This is a genomic window from Streptomyces sp. DI166 (genome assembly GCF_900091315.1).
Taxonomy (GTDB): domain Bacteria; phylum Actinomycetota; class Actinomycetes; order Streptomycetales; family Streptomycetaceae; genus Streptomyces; species Streptomyces fuscus.
In genome coordinates this window covers 155145-173976 of record NZ_FLSP01000002.1, presented here as the reverse complement: position 1 = coordinate 173976, position 18832 = coordinate 155145, and the positions used below count along the sequence as shown (strand labels likewise).

Here is an 18832-nt window from a genome sequence, read left to right as displayed (position 1 = left end):
GGGAGTGGCCGCGGCCCTGTTGGCGAACGTGCTGTACAGCACCGGATTCGTCCTGGAGAAGAGGGCGCTGGCCGCCCTGCCGGAGGTGTCGGTCCGACGGCCCGCCCGGCTGCTGCGGCTGGTGCTGGGCAGCCCGCTGTGGATCGGCGGCTCGCTGGCGCTGGCGGCCGGGTTCGGCGCCCAGCTCGCCGTCTACCGCACCCTGCCGATCGCCGCCGCCCAGGGCCTGTTCGTCTCCGGACTGGTCCTGCTGGTGCTGCTGTCGGCCCGATTGCTGGGCGAGGAGACCAGCGGCCGGGAGCGGTACGCCCTGGTCGCGATCCTCGCCGCGCTGCTGATGGTGGTGCTGTCCCTGCGCGAGGGGCCCGGTGAGACGGTGGGCGCGGAGGCCCCGTACCCGCTGATCCTGCTGGTGTGCGTGCCGTCGCTGGCGGCCGGGGTGTGGCTGTACACCTCCGCCGAGCGGCGCGCCCGGCACCGGCACCGGCTGCCCACCACGGGCGTGGAGTACGGGGTGGCCGTGGGCCTGCTGTACGGCGTCAGCTCGCTGGCCATCAAGGGCGTCTCCAGCCGGCTCTCCGCCGACGGCTGGGGCGGCGCCCTGCTCGGGCTGCTGCGCTCGCCGTACCCGTATCTGCTGCTGTTCACCGGCGCGTTCGGCCTGGTGATGTCGCAGGCGGCGCTGCAGCGCTGCCGGGCCTCGCTGATCGTGCCGGTGTGCACGACCGTGACCTGTCTGTACACGGCGGTGCTCGGCACGCTCTCGTTCGGCGAGGCGCTTCCGGAGGACCCGCTGCGGCTCGCGCTGCGCGTCGCGGGCATCGCGCTCGCCATCGCCGTCCTGCTGTCCATGCCCCGGCACGACCAGCCGGCGCGCACCCCACGACCTCTCGGTGCCAAGGAGTTGACCCCACCGTGAACCCCGACGACCCGCTGCTGCGCATCCTGGCCTGCCCGCTCGACAAGGGCCGGCTGCACCTGCTCCCGCCGGACGCCCCGGCCGACCCGGACGAGGCGCTGTACAACCCGCGCCTGCGCCGCCGCTATCCGATCGTCGACGGCATCCCGCAACTGCTGCCGTCCTCCGGTGAGCAGGTCGACGAGGACGAGCACGAGGCGCTCCTCAAACGGATGGTGCCATGACCAGGACACTCGCGGCCCGGGTGGCGCCGCATCTGCCGCTCCGGCTGGTCGCCGCGACCGCCCGCGCGGTGTACCCGCGGTTCGAACCGGAGCTGGCCCGCCTCGGCGAGCTGTGCCCGCCGTCGTGCGGTACGGCGGTGGACGTCGGCGGCTGGTACGGGCCCTGGACGCACCGGCTGTCCCGGCGGGCCCGCCGGGTGGTGACCGTGGAACCGGTGCCGCGGCTGGCCCGGCTGCTGGCCTCCGGTGCCCCGCCCAACGTACGGGTCGTACAGGCCGCCGCCTCCGACCGCCCCGGACTGGCCCGGCTCTGGCTGCCCTCCGACGACGGCGGCGACCGGGGCGTGTCCTCGCTGGTGCGGCGGGACATCCACGGGCGCGCCCTGAACGTGGGCTGTGTGACGCTCGACGAACTCGGCCTGCGTGACGTCGGTTTCATCAAGATCGACGTGGACGGCAGCGAACTGGCCGTGCTGCGCGGCGCGACCGGCGTCATCGCCCGCGACCGGCCCGCCCTCTTCGTCGAGCTGGAGACCCGCATCCAGCCGATCGCGCCGGTCGTCACCTACCTCTCCCTGCTGGGCTACGCCGGCTGGGTGCTGCCGGGCACGCACTGGGTGCCGTTGGACCGCTTCCCGCTCCGGGACCACCAGCGCGGGGCCCAGCACGTCGTCAGCCGGGGCCTGCTGCGCCGGGTCCTGCCGGGCGGCGGTCCCCGGTACGTCAATTCGGTGCTGTTCCTGCCGGACGGGCGCCGCCCCGGTGGCGCGGTGCGCGACGATGGGACCCATGCCCGCCGCACCGGCCCCCTTCGGCCCGCTCCAGTTCCAGCTCGTCCTGCTGCGCCGGATGGCCGACCACAACCCGGACCTGGTCGAGACGGCCCGTCATGAACTCGGCGTCTCGATCGCCGAGATGCGCGAGGCCAACAAGAAGTGGCAGGCGATGGTCCGCTCCCCGCGCGCCCGCGCCGCCGCCTCCCGGTACCGTTCGGTCCTCGGCGCCCCCGAGTCGGTGCTGACCCGGAAGGTGGGCGACCTGGAGTGCGAGGCGCTGCTGTGGCCGGTGCCGCTGTGGCCCACCCTGCGCTTCGAGGTGCTGCTCGCCCCGACCGGCGCCGTCTGGAACGAGTGGCTGATCCGCGCCCCCGGCGCCGCCGCCCCTTCCCTGCGCACCCTGGCCGACCTGACCCCGTGGTCCTGCACGGTCGACGAGGCGGCCCGCGCCTTCGCCCCGGCCCGCCCCCTGGAGGGCTCGGCGCCCACCCGCTGGGGCCTGGCCTTCACCGCCCCGGACACCGAGGGCAAGCGGCACGCGTGCGCGGCGGAGTTCACGTGGGGGCTGTTGCAGCGGGTGGCGGTGGAACCGTAGGGCTGTCTGTCCCCGCAGGGACCGTAGGGCGGTCTGTCCCCGCAGGGACCGATCAATCACCGCCGCGACAGCCCGCTCGATCAATCAGCGCAGCCGTGCGAGCCGAGACGGTCACTCACCACCCCCTTTCTCTCAGAACCCGCACTCCACGCGGACATCCACGATCATCCAGGTGGGGTTGCGGCATCTGTGCCTAATGTCGCGCCATGGAGCTTCCCGATCGGTCCGAGCGGACCGTGGCCGTCGAGCGGCTGCAACTGGGCGATCACGCCTGTCTGGAGACGGGCGACGGCGAGACCACATGGGCGGTGTTCACCGCCTACACCCGGACCAGCCTCGCCCGCCGGGAGAAGGTCCTGCTGGTCATGGACCCGGACGATCTCCAGGACGACGAGGTCGTGGCCCTGCTCGACCGGTCCGGGTCCGCCGCCTCGCAGGCCCTGGCGAGCGGACAGCTGGCGCTCAGGCGCAGCCCGCAGCTCTACCTTCCGGACGGCAGCTTCGACAAGGAGCGCACCGTCGAGGCGTACAGGGCCGAGGTCGAGCGTGCCCACCAGGAGGGCTGGGCGGGCCTGCGGATCAGCGCCGACATGGGGTGGGCGGCCCGGGCGGGCGTCGCCGAGGAACTGCTGCTGGACTACGAGGCGTCGGTGGCGCCGCTCTTCGCCGACCCGCTGTTCACCGCGATCTGCTGGTACGACCGCCAGCGCTTCGGCCGCGGCCTGCGGGACGGCGTGGCCCGGGTCCACCCCCTGCGGGTCGCGGAACCCGCCGACTGCCGCACCGACTACGTGGAGACCCTGCGCGAGGCGGTCGCCCTCCAGGACGCCTCCCGCCCCACCTGGATCTCCCTCGATCTGCGCGGCCTGTGCTTCATGGAGGCCCACTGCGCCTGGCAGCTCATCAGCCTCGCCGCCTCCCTGCCGCCCGACAGCCGGGTCAGCGTGCGCTGCGGCGAGCTGCTCGCGCTGGTCCTGCGCCAGCTCGGGGCGGACAGCGCGCCGCAGCTGGTGCTGGACGTGGCGGAGGAGGCGGTCGGCTGAGGCTCAGGCCGCCGCCTCGACCACGTCCGCGACCACACAGCTGACGTTGTCGGGGCCGCCCGCCGCGTTCGCCGCGTCGATCAGGGCCCGTACGGCGGTGTCCGGGTCCGGGGCGGTGCCCAGCTCCTCGCGGATACGGGCGTCGGGCACCACCGTGGACAGCCCGTCGGAGCAGAGCAGGTAGCGGTCGCCGGCGGCGGCGTCCTGGAGCCGCAGGTCCGGCGCCGGGGCCCGGTCCGGGGACAGGGACTTCAGCAGCAGGGAGCGCTGCGGGTGGCTGACCGCCTCCTCGGGGGTGAGCCGTCCCTCGTCGATCAGGGACTGTACGACGGTGTGGTCGTGGGTGATGCGGAACAGGGCCCCGTCGCGCAGCAGATACGCGCGCGAGTCGCCGATGTGCACCAGCGCCAGCCGTGAGCCCGTCCACAGCAGGGCCGTCAGAGTCGTCCCGGCCTCCTCGGTGATCCCCTGCGCGGCCTCCCGCGCCGCCTCCTCCAGCAGGTTCAGCACGTTCCCGGCGGGCAGCTCCGAGGCCTCCAGACGGCGCAGCGCCGCCACGGCCGTGCTGCTCGCGGGGCCACCGTCGGGGCCGTAGCCGTCGGCGACCGCGAGCAGGCGGCTGCCCGCGTACGCCGTGTCCTGGTTGGCGGGGCGGACCAGGCCGCGGTCCGAGTGGGCCGAGTGACGCAGTCGAAGCATGATGGTGTCCTCTCTCGACGTCGTGGTGAGCCGGTCGACCAGGAACGCGGCCAGGTCCCGTCGTACGGCCGTCTCGGCCTCCACCTCCGCCCAGTACGCCCGGATCTCCCGGGCCACCGCTTCCGGCGGCAGTGCGCCGACCTCGCGGATGCGGGCCAGCGGCATGCCGACGCGGCGCAGCCAGGCGACCAGGCGGGCCTGTTCGAGCTGGGCGGGCGCGTAGTAGCGGTAGCCGGTCTCCGGGTCCACCCGGGCGGGGCGCAGCAGGCCGAGTTCGTCGTACAGGCGCAGGGCCTTGGGCGACAGGCGGCAGGCGCGCGCGAAGGCGCCGATGGTGAGCATGTCCCGCGCCATGGGGTCCCCCGGTGGAGTCGGTCCTGTCGGTTCCTGGCCCTGATGCTGGGGCTTCACCGAGGGTGAAGGTCAATTCGGTTGCCGCGGTTCCCGGGCCCGTGGTTAGCCTGCGGGCGGCCCGACCCCCGACCCTGGAGCCCGCCGTGCCCCGAATAGCGCTGGTCACCTACGATCCCCGGCCCGAGCCCAGCCACGACCGAGATCTGCCGGTACTGCGGGACGCGCTCGCCGCCGCCGGGGCCGGGGCGGACATCGTGTTCTGGGACGACCAGGGCGTCGACTGGGCCGCCTACGATCTCGCGCTCATCCGCTCGACCTGGGACTACAGCCTGCGCAACGCCGAGTTCGTGGCGTGGGCCGAGCGGTGCGGCAAGGCGACCCGGCTGGCGAACCCGGCGCCGGTGGTGCGCTGGAACACCGACAAGCGGTATCTCGGGGACCTGACCGGGGCCGGGGTGCCGGTCGTGCCCACGCGCTACCTCGCCCCGGGCGCCGCCGCGGACCTGCCCGAGGACCACGAGTACGTCATCAAGCCCACCTCGGGCGCCGGTGCCCGGTACGCCGCCCGCCACACCCCCGACCGGCGCGCGGAGGCCGTACGGCATCTGGCGCGGCTGCACGAGGAGGGGTTCACGGCGATGGTGCAGCCCTATGTGCGCGCCATCGACACCCGGGGCGAGCGGGCGCTGCAGTATTTCGGCGGGCGGCTGCTGCACGCCAGCCGCAAGCGGGCGGTACTGGCGCCCGGTACCGCCTTCGACGCGGCGAAGGTGGCCCACCCCGGTCTGGAGCCGTGGACGCCCGAGCCCGCGGAACTGGCCGTCGCCGAGCGGGCGCTGGCCGCCGTACCGGACGCCGAGGGGCTGCTGTACGCGCGGGTCGACCTGGTCGACGGGGAGGACGGACAGCCGCTGCTGATGGAGCTGGAGCTGGTCGAGCCGAATCTGTTCCTGTTCCTGCATCCCGGGTCGCTGGAGCGGGTCGTGGAAGCCGTACTGGCACAGGCGCGGCGCGGTCACCCGTAGGGGGCGGGAAATACGGGAACCTGACGTTCCGTCGGGATCATGTGCTTACCCTGGGGCTCGTGGGCGGATCCCATGAGCGGCGCACCTGCGGCTTTCCGGCGGAGCTGACCAGCTTCGTGGGGCGACGGGACGAATCGGCGGACGTCAGACGGCTGTTGAGCGAGGGCCGGCTGGTCACGCTGACCGGTCCGGGCGGGGTCGGCAAGACCCGGCTGGCCTCGCACGTGGCCAAGCAGGTCGCGCGGACGTTCACGCACGGGGTGTGGCTGGTGCAGCTGGCCGCGCTGAGCGACGAGGCGTTCGTGCCGCACGCCGTGGCCGACGCGCTCGGGGTGCGCAACGAGACCGGGCGTCCGGCGCTGGACGTCCTGGTGGAGCACTTACGGGGCCGGGCGCTGCTGCTCGTCCTCGACAACTGCGAGCACGTACTGCGCAGTTGCGCGCTGCTCGCGCAGACCCTGCTGGCCGCGACCGAGGGGGTGCGCGTCCTGGCGACCAGCAGGCACCGGCTCGGTCTCGCCGGTGAGCAGCTCTATGTCGTACCGCCGCTGCCCGCGCCCGGCCCGGAGGAGCTGGACGCCTCGGCCGTCGAGCACTATCCCGCGCTGCGGCTGTTCGCGGACCGGGCGGCGGCCGTGGTGCCCGGGTTCATCGTCGGCGAGGGCAACCAGCACGCAGTGGCGCGGCTGTGCCGTCGGCTCGACGGGCTGCCGCTCGCCATCGAACTGGCCGCGGTACGGGTGCGGGCGCTCGGTGTGGAGCAGCTCGTGGCCCGCCTCGACGACCGCTACCACCTGCTCACCGGGGGCAGCCCGGCCTCCGCGCCGCGCCACCGCACGCTGCGCTCGGCGGTCGACTGGAGTCATGAACTGTGCACGCCGCAGGAGCAGTTGGTGTGGGCGTGGCTGTCGGTGTTCGTCGGCGGCTTCGACCTGGCGGCGGCCGAGGCGGTGTGCGGCGGGGAGGGGCTCGGCGCGACGGACGTACTGGACGCGGTGGCGGGTCTTGTCGACAAGTCGGTGCTGGTACGGGAGGAGCGCGGCGGGCAGGTCCGCTACCGGCTGCTGGTCTCCCTGCGCGACTACGGCCTGGAGAAGCTCGCCGAGATCGGTGAGGTGACCGTCACCCGGCGGCGGCACCGGGACTACTTCGCGCGGCTGGCCACCGCGTACGAGGCGGGCTGGTTCGGGCCCGACCAGGTGCTGGTCACCGAGCGGCTGCGGCTGGACCAGGACGACTTCCGGGCCGCGCTGGACTTCTGTCTGACCACGCCGGGCGAGGCCCAGGCGGGGCTGCGGCTGGCGGCGACCCTGTGGTTCCACTGGGTGGCGGGCGGCAGCTGGGGCGAGGGCCGGCACTGGCTGGACCGCGCGCTCAGGTCCGGGGCCCGGCCGGACGCGGCGCTGACCCGGGCCATGTGGGCGGGCGCGCTGATGTCGCTGGTGCACACCCGCTCCGCCGCCGTCCTCGCCGGCGTCGACCCGCCGCACCGCGTCCCGGCCGCCGACGCCGAACTGCCGGTGCCCGCGCCGCCGCCGATCCCCACCGGGGCCTACGGCACCGACCGCGCCGCGACCACGGACGTCGGCTTCGTCGTCCTCACCCGGATCGAGCTGGCCTGCACCCTGGTCAGCCGGGGCCGGGCGGGCGACGCGATCGGGCTGTGCGCCGAGGCGGTGGCCGTCTGCGAGTCGCACGGCGAACAGTGGGCCCGCACCTGGGCGCTGCGCACCCTGGGGCTGGCGCACTGGTCGCTGGGCGCGTACGACAGGGCCGCCGAGCAGGCACGGGCCTGTCTGCGGCTGCCGTACACCGGGCGGCAGCGGGCCAGTCTCGCCCGCACCCTGGACCTCCTCGCCGCCGCGGAGGCCCTGGCCGGGCGGGCCGAGCGGGCGGCGGTGCTGCGCGGCGCCGTGGACCGCGTCTGGCAGGACATCGGCGGCGATCCCACGCGGGCGCGCGGTGCGGGCCGGGTCTCCGCTGCCGAGCGCCACGCCCGCCGCGAGCTGGGCGAACCGGCCTACAACCGGGCCTACCGCCACGGCGCCGCCCTCTCCCGCAACGACGCCGTCGCCTACGCCCTGGGCCGCCCCCGCCGCCCCACGACCGGCACCTCCACCTCCCCCGACACCCGCCCCCTGACCCGCCGGGAGGCCGAGGTGGCGGCTCTGGTGGCCCGGGGCCTGACCAACCGCCAGATCGCCGAGGAACTGGTCATCGCCCAGCGCACGGCGGAGGGGCACGTGGAACGCATCCTGGTGAAGCTGGGCTTCACCAAACGCAGCCAGCTCGCCACCTGGTTCACGGCCCGGGCGGGCGGCGGGTGAACCGGGGGCGAGGCCGCAGGGCGGGGATGGGTCAGGGAGCAGCGCGGAAGAGCCGCCCCTCGCGCCCGGCGCCGCGCCCGAGCCTGCCGTTCGACCGGCCCGCCCGGCCCGCCGCGCGCCCGGGCAAACCCCGGCCCGCCGTGAGCCCGCCTGCACGGGCGGGGTGAGAAGCCGCACAGCGGCGGTTTCGGGGGCGCAATCTCCCGTCCGACGCGCGGGCGAGGGGGCATCGTGGTGCCCTGACGGTGTCGGAGACCGACCGACTGTTAAGGAGATACGACGCGTGTCCTCTCTCTTTCCGGCCCTGGCCGACGGTCCGCACGAGCGTGTCGCGCTGCGGTTCGGTGAGCGGTCGCTGACGTACGGGCGGCTGGCCGCCGCCACCGGGGCCCTGGCGGGCCGGATCGCCGGGCAGCGCAGGGTCGCCGTGTGGGCGACGCCGACGCTGGAGACCGCCGTCGCCGTGGTGGCGATCCTGGAGGCGGGGATCGCCGCCGTGCCGCTCAACCCGAAGTCCGGCGAGAAGGAGCTGGCGCACATCCTGTCCGACAGCGCGCCGGGACTCGTACTGGCCGCTCCCGGGGATCAACTGCCGGACGCGCTCAAGGAGTTCGAGCGGGTCGATGTCGAGCTGGAAGCCGACGGGGAGCCCCGGTCCGCCGCCGAGGCCTCCGGTGAGGACGCCGCCCTCGTCGTCTACACCTCCGGCACCACCGGCCCGCCCAAGGGTGCCGTCCTCCCCCGCCGGGCCCTCGCGCACACCCTGGACGCGCTGGCCGACGCCTGGCAGTGGACCGAGGACGACGTGCTGGTGCACGGGCTGCCGCTGTTCCATGTGCACGGCCTGGTGCTCGGCGTCCTCGGGCCGCTCCGGCGCGGCGGCAGCGTGCGGCACCTGGGCAGGTTCACCCCGGAGGGCGTGGCGCGCGAGCTGGGCGACGGCGCGACCATGCTCTTCGGCGTGCCGACGATGTACCACCGCATCGCCCAGGCCCTCCCGGACGACCCGGGGCTCGCGCGGGCGCTGGGCGGGGCACGGCTGCTGGTGTCCGGCTCGGCCGCGCTGCCGGTGCACGACCACGAGCGGATCGCGGCGGCCACCGGGCGCCGGGTGATCGAGCGGTACGGCATGACCGAGACGCTGATGAACACCAGCATCCGCGCCGACGGCGAGGCCCGTCCCGGCACGGTCGGCGTGCCGCTGCCGGGCGTGGAGCTGCGGCTGGTGGAGGAGGACGGCACCCCGATCACGGCGTACGACGGGGAGACGGTGGGCGAGATCCAGGTGCGCGGCCCGAACCTGTTCACCGAGTACCTCAACCGGCCCGACGCCACCGAGGCCGCGTTCACCGCGGACGGCTGGTTCCGTACCGGTGACATGGCGGTGCGCGACCCCGACGGCTACGTCCGCATCGTGGGCCGCAAGGCCACCGACCTGATCAAGAGCGGCGGTTACAAGATCGGCGCCGGGGAGATCGAGAACGCGCTGCTGGAGCACCCCGGGGTGCGGGAGGCGGCGGTGACCGGGGAGCCGGACGCCGATCTCGGCGAGCGGATCGTGGCCTGGGTGGTCCCGGCCGACCCCGAGAAGCCGCCCGCCGCCGAGGAGCTGGCCGATCACGTGGCCCGTCGGCTCGCCCCGCACAAGCGGCCCCGGACCGTGCACTACCTGGACGCCCTCCCCCGCAACGACATGGGCAAGATCATGAAGCGGGCGCTGAGCCGTGCCTGACCGTCTGCACGCGCGGGAGTTCCTGAAGCTCGTCACCGACGACTTCACCGAACTCCCGCCCCCGGAACGGAACTCGGCACCCGACGGCCCGATCGGCTGGCGCGGCTACGACGGCTCCCGGCTGCGCGCCGCCGAGCGCACCGGCGAGGAGGAGTCCGTGGTCTGCGGCACCGGCCGCGTCGAGGGCACCCGCGCGGTCCTGATCGCGTTCGAGTTCGGCTACCTCGGCGGCTCGCTCGGCGAACGCACCGGCGACCGCCTGGAGGCGGCCTACACACACGCCCGCCGCCACCGCCTCCCGGTCGTCCCGCTGATCGCCACCGGCGGCAGCCGGATGCAGGAGGGCATGCTCGCGCTCACCCAACTCCAGCGCGTGGCCCGCCAGTCGGTGCTCACCCGTCAGGCGGGCCTGGCACAGATCGCCGTACTGCGGGACCCGACGACCGGTGGCGGCTGGGCCACCCTGGGCGCGGGCGCCGATGTCGTCCTGGCCCTGCCCGGCGCCCAGGTGGGCTTCGCGGGCTCCCGGGTCCGCCCGGCGGACGCCGACCCGGCCGCGTACACGGCGGAGACCCAGGTCGCGGTGGGCGCGGCGGACGCGCTCGTCCCGCCGGAGGAGCTGCGGGCCAGGCTCGGCCACTGGCTGCGCCTGCTGACCTCCGGCTCCGCCGCCCCGGCCCCGGTGCCGGCCGCGCTCGGCGCAACCGGCCTCCCGGCCACCGGCTGGGACGCGGTACGGCGCGCTCGCGCACCCGAACGCCCGCGCGCCGACGCCTACTTGGACGCCTACTTCACCCACCGCGAGGACCTCGCCGGCGACCGCGCGGGCGGTCTCGACCCGGACGGCATGCGCTGCGGCTTCGGCACCCACGAGGGCCGCACGGTCGCCTACGCGGCGCAGACCGGGGCGGCCACCCGGCCCGCCGGGTACCGCACGGCCGCCCGGCTGGTCCGGCTCGCGGACCGGCTCGGCATCCCGGTGCTGACCCTGGTGGACACCCCGGGCGCCGCCAACGACGCGGAAGCCGAGCGGGAGGGCGCGGGCGCGGCCATCGCGGACCTGTTCGCGGCGGTGGCCGCCGCCCGCACCCCGATCACCACGCTGGTCATCGGCGAGGGCGGCTCCGGCGGGGCGCTGGCGCTGGCCGCGCCGGGCAACACCTGGGCCGCGCCGGACAGTTACTTCTCGGTGATCGCCCCTGAGCTGGCCGCGGCGATCCTCAAGCGCCCGGCCACCGAGGTGGAGGCGACCGCGGACCAACTCCGCATCCGTCCGCAGGACTTGGTCGAACTGGGGGTGATCCGCGGAATCGCGGGGACATGACCTGCGGGACCGGGCGACAAGTCGAGCACCGTCCGTAACAATGGAGCTCGCCAAAGTCACAGGGAACCGCACGGGGGAGCACACCGCGCCATGGACGGGCTGATGGAGTTCAGGACCGACGACGGTGCCGTCGTGGTCGTCGAGGGCATCGAGGACGAGTCGGGCGCCCGGCTGGTCTCGCGCGAGGACGGCCCGGCCCGGGCGGCCCGTACCTTCGAGGGAGCCCTGGGCGGGGTGCGCGCGGCGGCCGAGTCCGCGCTCCGGGTGTTCCGGGACGGCTCGCTGCGGCCCGACGCGGTGGAGCTGGAGTTCGGTGTGAAGCTCACCGCGGAGTCCGGCGCGATCATCGCCAAGGGAGCCGCGGAAGGGCATCTGGTGGTCCGGCTGAGCTGGACGCCGGGACAGAACGGCCCGGCTCCGGAGACCGCCGCGCGGTGATCGGCGGCACCGCCTGGCACGCCCGCGTCGAGTGCGGCACCGAGGTGGGCGCGGGCTTCCTGGTCTCCGGCCGCCACGTACTGACCTGCGCCCATGTGGTGCGGCGGCGGGAGCAGGCCCAGGTCGTCGTCACTTTCCCCGGGTGCCGCGGGCTGACCGGGATACCGGCGACCGTCGCCGTGCACGGCGGGTGGCGGGGCGGGCCCACCGACCCGGGCGACCTCGCCGTACTCGAACTCGACCGCGAAGTTCCCCTGGCGCCCGCCGAGTTCGCCGTGCCCGGCGAGGAGCAGGAGCACGGCGAGCTGATCGCGTACGGGTTCCCCAAGGGGTACGACGAGGGCATGCTCGCCTCCTACCGGGCGCTGCCGGGGCCGCTGATCTCCGACGAGTGGGCCCAGTTGGAGGCGCTGACCGGACACGGGCAGCCGCTGGCACCGGGGTTCAGCGGCGCCGCGGCGGCCCTGGCGGACGGCCGGGTGGTCGGAATGGTGTCGACGGTCGCGGGCGGCCGGGACGTCCGGGTGGGCCGCATGCTGCCGACCGAGGTCCTGGTCCGCTACTGGCCCGAGCTGTGCGAGCTGATCCCCGCCTCCGGCCACCGCCCCGAGGCGGTGCGGCGGCTGTACGCGCTGGTTCGGCGGGCGGTCGCCGAGGGCCTGGGCTGCGCCCCGGACCGGCTGTACGTGGACGCCGTGGGCCCGTTCGGGCCGCCGCTGCCGGACGGCGGCTTCGCCTCGCTTGGCGCGGCGGCCGGGTACGTGATGTGGGAGGTGCCGGGCACGGACGCGGTGACCCGGTTCGCACAGCGGCTCCAGGACCTCCTCGACGCCCCGCCCGCGCCCCGGGCCGCGGCGCCCGCCTGGTCGCCGATCCTCGTCGAGATCGACCACAGCGGCGCCGGAACCGACCAGGTGACCGTGGAGGTCTCCGCCTACCGGGACGGCCACCGGCGGCGCGTGGACTCCCGCCGGCTGCCGCGCGCCGCCGTACGGGAGTTCGTGCAGCGGCGCGTGGACGACGCCTTCGGCCAGCTGGCGCCGGACGCGGAGGAGCTGGTGACGTTCGTCCTGCCGCGCGAGTGGCTGAACGAGCCGGTGGCGCACTGGGAGTGCGGCCCCGAGGACTCCACCCCCCTGGGCTGCGCCCACCCGCTGGTCGTGGTGGACCGCTCCCGGTACCGCAGCGGGCGTCTGCGCCACCAGCTGGCCAAGAAGTGGCAGAAGCTGGAGGCCCGTTCGGCGGCCCGGCTGCACCGGGTGGACTGCGGCGGCCGGGAGCGCCCGGCGGGCCTGCGCAAACGGCTGCACGACGAGGACGCCGACCTCGCCGGTTTCTCCTACCCGCCCGGCGCGGCCCGCCCGCACTTCGAGGCCGGCCTCAACACCCCCGTCCCGGTGCTGCTGTGGCCGCGCACGGGCTGCACGGACCCCGGCCACGAGGGCCCCTGCTCGGGCACCGCGTTCCTCGACGAACTGACCGCGGACGTCACCGGGGTACCGCCCGCCGAACTGCCCCGCCAGGTCATGGAGTTGCGGATGACCGCCGAGGCGGACGACGACCCGGACCGGCACTGGGCCAAGGACGTCCAGCTCCTCTGGGACGACCCGCGCTGCTTCCCCCAGCCCGCCGCCGGCCTGCACTCCCCCGTCCACTGACCAGGAGAGAATCCGCCATGCCCCTGTGGCCCGTCTACACCGGCACCAACGAGCCGCACGACGGCATCGCCGAACTGCCCCCGCCCCCGCCCTGGCGGGCCTTCGACGGCGGCCCCGCGCTCCCGGCACCGGACACCTCCGCCGACACCGCCGCCGTCTCCCCGGACCGCACCCACCGCGCCGCGACCTACCGGGCCACCGAGGAGACCGTCCAGCTCGTCAACGCCGCCCTCTACCTGCGCCGCCCCCTGCTGGTCACCGGCCCGCCCGGCACCGGCAAGTCCTCCCTCGTCTACGCCGTCGCCCGCGAGCTGAAACTCGGCCCGGTCCTGCGCTGGAACATCACCAGCCGCTCCACCCTCCACGACGGCCTCTACCAGTACGACCCGCTCTCCCGCCTCTACGCGGCCCGGCAGGCCACCGCCCCCACCGGCACCGGCATCGAGGACCACCTGCGCCTCGGCCCCCTCGGCACCGCCCTGCTCCCCCACGACCGCCCCCGCGCCCTGCTCATCGACGAGATCGACAAGAGCGACCTGGACCTGCCCAACGACCTGCTGAACGTGCTGGAGGAGGGCCAGTACGAGATCCCCGAGCTGATCCGCGCCGCGACCGTCGCGCAGGTGATGGTGGACGGCGGCGACCGGCGTGTCCCCGTGGAGCGGGGCCGGGTGCGCTGCCGGGCCTTCCCGTTCGTGGTGCTCACCAGCAACGGCGAGCGCGAGTTCCCGCCCGCCTTCCTGCGCCGCTGTGTCACCCTGCGGCTGCGCCAGCCCGACGACGACCGGCTCGCCGACATCGTCCGCGCCCACTTCGGCGAGGAGCCCGACGCCTACGCGCGGACCCTGATCAGCCGCTTCCTGTCCCGCGTCGGCGGCGGCGACCTGGCCACCGACCAGCTCCTGAACGCCATCTACCTGGCCCGCTCCAGCGACCTCGGCGCCGACTCCCTCGACGAACTCGCCGAACGGCTCATGCCCTACCTCTCGGAGGCCCAGCACACCGATGCCTTCTGAGCGCCGCGCCACGCCCCTGGTCCGCCTGGCCGACGTACTGGCCGAGGCGGGCGGCGGCGCACGCCCGACCGCGCTCGAACTGGCGGAACTGCTGTGGCTGGCGCGGCAGATGGAGGATCCGGCGCCTGCTCCTTCCGTGCCGACGGTGGAGGACCCGGTACGACCGACTCCGGAGGTGGAGGAAGAGCGGCAGCCCGAACACCCCCCGGTGCCCGGGGAGTCCGCGCCGCCCGAGGAGCCAGTGGCGCCCCCACGCGCCCCACTCCACCTCCCCGCTGCCGCGCCCGCGAAGCCGACGGCCCCCGAACCCCATGCCGCCCTGCTCGCCCCGGCCCCGCCGATGCTCCACCACCCGCTCGCCCTGCAACGCTCCCTGCGCCCCCTCAAACGCCGCACGGCCGCCCCCGACCGCCTCGAACTGGACGGCAGGGCCACCGCCGACCGCATCGCCCGCCTGGGCGCGGAGCCGGAGTGGTGGCTGCCCGTGCTCCGCCCCGCCCAGGAGCGTTGGCTGAGCCTGAACCTGCTGTACGACACCGGCCCCACGATGCCGGTCTGGCGCCCCCTGATCCGCGAACTGCACACCGCGCTCGCCCAGTCGGGCATCTTCCGCACGATCACCGCGCACCCGGCCGCCCCCGACGGCGCCGTCCCCCGCCCGGCCGCCCACGCCCCCGCAGACGGCCGCACGGTCACCCTCCTGATCAGCGACTGCATGGGTCCGCAGTGGCGCCCGGGTCCGGCAGACACCCTGTGGTACGGCACCCTGCGCCGCTGGGCGCACCGGATGCCGCTGGCCGTCGTACAGCCCCTGCCGGAACACCTCTGGCGGGACACCGCCCTGCCCGCCGCCCCCGGCCTGCTGAGCGCCCCGCACCCGGCGGCGCCCAACTCCGCGCTGTCCTTCGTGGCGTACGACGAGACCACGACCCGCAGCGGTGTGCCGCTGCCGGTCCTGGAACCGGACCCGCGGTGGCTGGCGAACTGGGCGTCCCTGGTCGCGGCACCCGGCGGACAGGGGTTCCCGGGCTCGGTGGGGTGGCTGGGCAGCCCCGTGGACACGACGGACCGCACGGACTTCGGCACGCTGACGGCGGAGGAGTTGGTGCTGCGCTTCCGTGCCTCGGCCAGCACCCAGGCCGTACGGCTCGCCGGGCATCTGGCGCTCGGACGGGCGGATCTGCCGGTGATGCGGCTGGTACAGGCGGCCCTGGAGCCGCGCCCGCGCCCGCAGCATCTCGCGGAGGTGATCCTCAGCGGCATGCTGACCAAGGTGCCGGGGCCGCCGGGAAGCTACGACTTCCGGCCCGGGGTACGGGAGTTACTGCTGCGCAGCCTCCCGCGTACCGCCCGGCGCGGCACCAGCGACCTCCTGTCCCGGCTCGGCGCCCTGATCGACGACCGGGCCGGGGTGTCGGCGGGCGAGATCCGGGCGACGACGCCGATGGCGAACGGGACTGTGACCGAGACCCGCAGTGATCCCATCGCGACGGTGGCGGAGGAGACACGGGACCGCCTGGTGAGGCGGCCGGACCGCGGACGGGTGCTGGGTGGGCGGTACCGGTTGGTCGAGGGGGTCGGCGAGGGCGGGTACCTGTGGCGGGGGGAGGTCGTCGAGACCGGGGAGCCGGTGGTGGTGTCGGTCTTCCCCACGCACAGTGATCCGGAACGGGTGCGGGACTTCCTCCGGGACGCGGAGGCACTGAAGAAGCGGCGGCCGGAGAACGTGGTGGCCGTGCGGGACCACGGGGTCGAGGACGGTCAGCAGTACGTCGTCATGGAGTACGTGGACGGCGTCGCGCTGAACTCCCTGGTCTGGAGCGGCACTCTGCGGCTTCCCGCACCCCTGCTGGTGTCCACACTGATCCAACTCGCCCGCGCTGTCGCCGGAATGCACAAAGCAGGCGTCGCGCACGGACGCCTCGACACCAACCGGGTCATGCTGCTGCCGGACGGCAGGGTACGGCTGGTCCTCTGCAACCTGGGGTACCGGGGGCAGGCCCCGTACGCCATCGACCTGCGCACCCTGGGTGATCTGGTGTTCCGGCTGGTGTCGAGCAGCTACCTGATCTCCCGGCACAGCCTCTCGCCCGACCAGTTGGACGGGCTACCGGCCACCCTTCGCCCTTCCTTCGTCCGAGCACTGCGACTGCTGATGTCGAACGACCACGACGAGCAGCAGGAGGGCCTGAACGCACTCCAGCACGACATGTTCGTCCGCCACGCCTGGAAAGCGCACGATCCTCTCTACTGCTGCCTGCTCGGCCCCGTCTCCATTCGCCGCGGCTCGGGACAACCTGTTGCCACCGGCTCCCCGCAGGAACAGGCGATGCTCGCCATGCTGCTCCTGCACCACGGCCGCACGCTCACCCACACCCAGCTCACCGAGGGCATCTGGGGACCCCAGGCCCCCGAGGGCGACCCCGAGCTGCTGCTCCGCTCCTACGCCTCCCGCCTGCGCAACGCCCTCGGCCCCGGCGTCCTGGCCACAACCTCCAACGGCTACGCCCTCCACACCAGCGCCGACTTCGTGGACGTCATCACCTGCCAGAAGCTCGTGGAGCAGGCGGAGCGGCAGCGGGCGGAGGGCGAACTCGCCTCCGCGCGCACCACGGTGGACGAGGCGCTGTCCCTCTGGCGCGGCGAGGTACTGGACGGCGTCCCCGGCCCCGCCGCCGCGGCCGCCCGCCCCCGCTTCCAGCAACTGCGCCTCACGCTCGCCGCGACCCGCGCCGAACTCGACCTGGAGCTGGGCGAGTTCGAGCGCGCCGCCGCCGACCTCGACGCCCTCCTCCGCACCCACCCCCACCGCGAGGACCTGCGCCGCCTGTATCTGCTCGCCCTCCAGCGCCAGGGCCGCACGGACAAGGCCCTGGAGGTGTTCGAGGAGTACGAGGTCTCGGGGGGTGACAACCCCGAGCTGCTGGCCATGGGCCACGAACTGCGCGAGGCGCTCGGGGAGCGGGGTCCGGACCGGGAGCCACAGGAACCCCCGCTGCTCGGCGAGGACGAGCCGGACCGGCTGCTCTTCGAGGGGCACACGAACGAGGAGGAGATCGAGACCGAGCAGCGTGACTGTGCGCGGTTCGAGTTCGCGGGGTATGTGCGTGACGGTGAGGCACTGGCGGCCTTGCGCCGCCTGGTCGGCCGCCTGGTGGCGAGCAGTGGTCTGGTCCCGGACCAATACCGATTGGTCGAGTCCGACCAGGGCGTAACGGTGCGCTTGGAACCGTATGTCGTAGGAGCCGGCCTGCTGAGGGTGACGTTGGAAAAGCTCGCCGACGATCTGGCCGTTATTGAGGGCCTACAGCTCTGTGTGACGTTCTGGCAGGCCCACATGAGGGACAGCGTCGAGATCGCCCACGACCGGCCGGACTCGGACCTGATCAGAGCCGCCCTGCATGCGCATCCGGCTCAGGCGATCGTTGTGCTGTCGGACTTCTGGCACTACGCGGAAATCGTCGGCGGCGGGGCCGCGGACCCGCGCGACTTCAGCCGGCTCAGCCCGCACGGCGGGTGGTACCGCTGGTTCGCATGGGTCCCCGATGTGCGGAGACCGGCGGTAGGACCGGCGGTGCACGGACCGTTCCCCATGCCGTACAACGGGAAGGTCCCCCAGCCGGTCGACGACCACCGAGCCATCGTCCTGGCCCTCGGCGACGGTGGGCTCGCCTTCCCGAACTCACCGTCCGTCCGCCAGGCCCCCGCGGCCGTCCGCGCCGGATGGCGCTATTTCGAGGTCGACCTGCGGGAGCGGCGGTTCTCCACCCCCGATCTACCGAGGGTGTTCGCGTCGTGGCGGGTGGAGGACCCGCTCCGGGCCGCCGAGAGCCCCGGCCTCGACGTGCCCGGGATGATCAGTGACATGCTCGCCACGGCTGACCACGACGACCTCCAGACGGCATTGGCGGACTGGAGTGTGCCGGGATACGAGGTGCTGTGGACGCTGCCCCCGGCGTTCCGGAGCCCCACCATGATTCGCTCCGGCCCTCTGCGCCGCACACCCCAGGAGCTGGTTCGGCACGCACGGGTCGTGATGATCGGATTCGACGAGGTGCTGACCCAGCTGTTTTCGAGGCATGAGGAACGGGAGGTCCTCCAGGACGTCGTACGGACGCTGGTGGAGGTGCGCGATCCCGCGGACGCGCTGTCGGGGCAGCCCCTGCCTTCGAGCCCGCGCACGGACCGCCCTGACACGCTCGGCCTGTTGCGGGCGTTCGCCGGGCACAAGCTGGCCAACGAGGCGCGGGAGGCAATGGACCGGCACGAGATCCGGGCGGCGGACCGCGCCCGGCCGACCCCTCACTCCCGCACGCTGCTGCGGGTGCTGGCGGCCCACCGGGCCCTGCCCACAGTGGTGACCGACCGCTCGGTGAGCGCAATGGCCTCGTACCTGCGGCGCAACGGCCTCTACCGCCATGTGCACACACGCGTGTTCGGCCGTCCTGCCGACCTCACCAGGATGATGCCCCACCCGTACATCCTTCAGGAGGCGCTCGACCGCCTGCGCGTGCCTGCCGCCGAGTGCGTTCTGGTCGCCTCCACCACCGCCGAGCAGGCCGCGGCCCGTGCCATCGGCCTGCCGTTCATCGGCTACGCCCCCGCCGGTTCGCGTCACCTTCGGGCAGCGGACGACGACGTACGCCTCGTCTCCAGCCTCTCCCCCCTCATCGACGCCGCCCTCTCCCGCTGACACCCCGTC

At 74.3% G+C, this 18832-nt stretch carries 14 protein-coding genes; 13 read left to right on the top strand and 1 reads right to left on the bottom strand.

Annotated features, from left to right (window positions below; all coding sequences use genetic code 11):
* The first annotated feature begins 4 nt into the window (after positions 1-4).
* From GA0115233_RS01875 to GA0115233_RS01855, 5 genes are all read left to right on the top strand, one after another.
* Positions 5-919, top strand: a complete 915-nt coding sequence (locus GA0115233_RS01875) for a hypothetical protein (RefSeq protein ID WP_093718241.1) — start codon at positions 5-7, stop codon at positions 917-919.
* The gene (locus tag GA0115233_RS01870; protein ID WP_093718240.1) at positions 916-1143 is read left to right on the top strand and encodes a Trm112 family protein; all 228 of its coding nucleotides are present in this window, start codon (positions 916-918) and stop codon (positions 1141-1143) included. Before GA0115233_RS01875 ends, GA0115233_RS01870 begins: the two co-directional genes overlap by 4 nt.
* Positions 1140-2036, top strand: a complete 897-nt coding sequence (locus GA0115233_RS01865) for an FkbM family methyltransferase (protein WP_093718239.1) — start codon at positions 1140-1142, stop codon at positions 2034-2036. The genes GA0115233_RS01870 and GA0115233_RS01865 overlap by 4 nt, the downstream gene beginning before the upstream one ends.
* Positions 1924-2514 (top strand): hypothetical protein, encoded by a 591-nt coding sequence (locus tag GA0115233_RS01860; protein WP_093718238.1) that lies wholly within the window; start codon positions 1924-1926, stop codon positions 2512-2514. The genes GA0115233_RS01865 and GA0115233_RS01860 overlap by 113 nt, the downstream gene beginning before the upstream one ends.
* A 206-nt stretch (positions 2515-2720) precedes the next feature.
* Positions 2721-3557, top strand: a complete 837-nt coding sequence (locus tag GA0115233_RS01855; RefSeq protein ID WP_093718237.1) for an MEDS domain-containing protein — start codon at positions 2721-2723, stop codon at positions 3555-3557.
* Positions 3558-3560: 3 nt separating this feature from the next.
* On the opposite strand, the gene GA0115233_RS01850 is transcribed toward GA0115233_RS01855, so the two are convergent.
* The gene (locus GA0115233_RS01850) at positions 3561-4610 is read right to left on the bottom strand and encodes a MerR family transcriptional regulator (RefSeq protein WP_093718236.1); all 1050 of its coding nucleotides are present in this window, start codon (positions 4608-4610) and stop codon (positions 3561-3563) included.
* A 143-nt stretch (positions 4611-4753) separates the two neighbouring features.
* Here GA0115233_RS01850 and GA0115233_RS01845 point away from each other — a divergent pair, with 143 nt between their 5' ends.
* The 8 genes from GA0115233_RS01845 to GA0115233_RS01810 all read left to right on the top strand — a co-directional run bounded on the left by GA0115233_RS01845 (position 4754) and on the right by GA0115233_RS01810 (position 18823).
* Positions 4754-5635, top strand: coding sequence for an ATP-grasp domain-containing protein (locus tag GA0115233_RS01845; protein WP_093718235.1), 882 nt, complete (start codon positions 4754-4756; stop codon positions 5633-5635).
* A 59-nt stretch (positions 5636-5694) separates the two neighbouring features.
* Positions 5695-7962 carry an ATP-binding protein gene (locus tag GA0115233_RS01840; RefSeq protein WP_093718298.1) on the top strand — a complete coding sequence of 756 codons (2268 nt, stop codon included), beginning with the start codon at positions 5695-5697 and terminating at the stop codon, positions 7960-7962.
* 283 nt (positions 7963-8245) lie between these two features.
* Positions 8246-9694 (top strand): acyl-CoA synthetase, encoded by a 1449-nt coding sequence (locus tag GA0115233_RS01835; protein WP_093718234.1) that lies wholly within the window; start codon positions 8246-8248, stop codon positions 9692-9694.
* Complete coding sequence (locus tag GA0115233_RS01830; protein ID WP_093718233.1) at positions 9687-11018, top strand: carboxyl transferase domain-containing protein; 1332 nt, start codon at positions 9687-9689, stop codon at positions 11016-11018. The genes GA0115233_RS01835 and GA0115233_RS01830 overlap by 8 nt, the downstream gene beginning before the upstream one ends.
* 90 nt (positions 11019-11108) lie before the next feature.
* Positions 11109-11456 carry a CU044_2847 family protein gene (locus GA0115233_RS01825; RefSeq protein ID WP_093718232.1) on the top strand — a complete coding sequence of 116 codons (348 nt, stop codon included), beginning with the start codon at positions 11109-11111 and terminating at the stop codon, positions 11454-11456.
* The gene (locus tag GA0115233_RS01820) at positions 11456-13114 is read left to right on the top strand and encodes a VMAP-C domain-containing protein (RefSeq protein ID WP_093718297.1); all 1659 of its coding nucleotides are present in this window, start codon (positions 11456-11458) and stop codon (positions 13112-13114) included. Before GA0115233_RS01825 ends, GA0115233_RS01820 begins: the two co-directional genes overlap by 1 nt.
* Before the next feature lie 17 nt (positions 13115-13131).
* Entirely contained in the window at positions 13132-14130 is a 999-nt protein-coding gene (locus GA0115233_RS01815) for an AAA family ATPase (protein WP_093718231.1), read from the top strand.
* Positions 14120-18823, top strand: a complete 4704-nt coding sequence (locus GA0115233_RS01810; RefSeq protein WP_093718230.1) for an SAV_2336 N-terminal domain-related protein — start codon at positions 14120-14122, stop codon at positions 18821-18823. Before GA0115233_RS01815 ends, GA0115233_RS01810 begins: the two co-directional genes overlap by 11 nt.
* Positions 18824-18832 lie beyond the last annotated feature (9 nt).